Raw genomic sequence first — 492 nt, 5'->3', positions numbered from 1 at the left:
GCTGCCTGGTCCTTCCTGGTCGCGCTGCTGAGGATCGAATTTACCGATTTCAACGAGACGCAGGGGCAATCGCTGACCTGGCTCATGCAGCATCTCGGCGACAGCGGCCCGAAATCCGGCGACGGCGGCGCGGTCGGCTGGCTGAAATCGAAGCTCGGCGGCAAGCCGGCTTCTTCCATCGGCCTCGAGGAAGCGCGCGAGTGGATCAGGCATATCCTGGCGGCGATGGACAATACCCAGATCAGCGGCCCGCTCGTCGGCGGCGGCAAGGTCACCGGCGACACGATCTGCATGATGGCCTTCCTGCACTGGCTGGTGGCGAGCGCCGGTGCCCCCTTCGCCATCGAGGCGGCGCTGCCGCTGATCGGCACCGAATCCCGCAGGAGAGGCAGCTATACCAATTCCTCCTGGAGCGCGCCGATCGACCTTGGCCTGCGCATCGCACTGGTCAGGGCGCCCGAGGACGAATACGAGGCCGCCCTWGGCATGCTG

1 protein-coding gene is annotated in these 492 nt (G+C 66.4%); it reads left to right on the top strand.

Annotated features, from left to right (window positions below):
- On the top strand, positions 1–492 hold a 492-nt coding region (locus AC1D0P_RS28625), incomplete at both ends, for a hypothetical protein (RefSeq protein ID WP_477679827.1).

This window comes from Polaromonas sp. P1_G2 (assembly GCF_056405515.1).
This window is presented reverse-complemented; position numbering and strand designations above follow the sequence as displayed.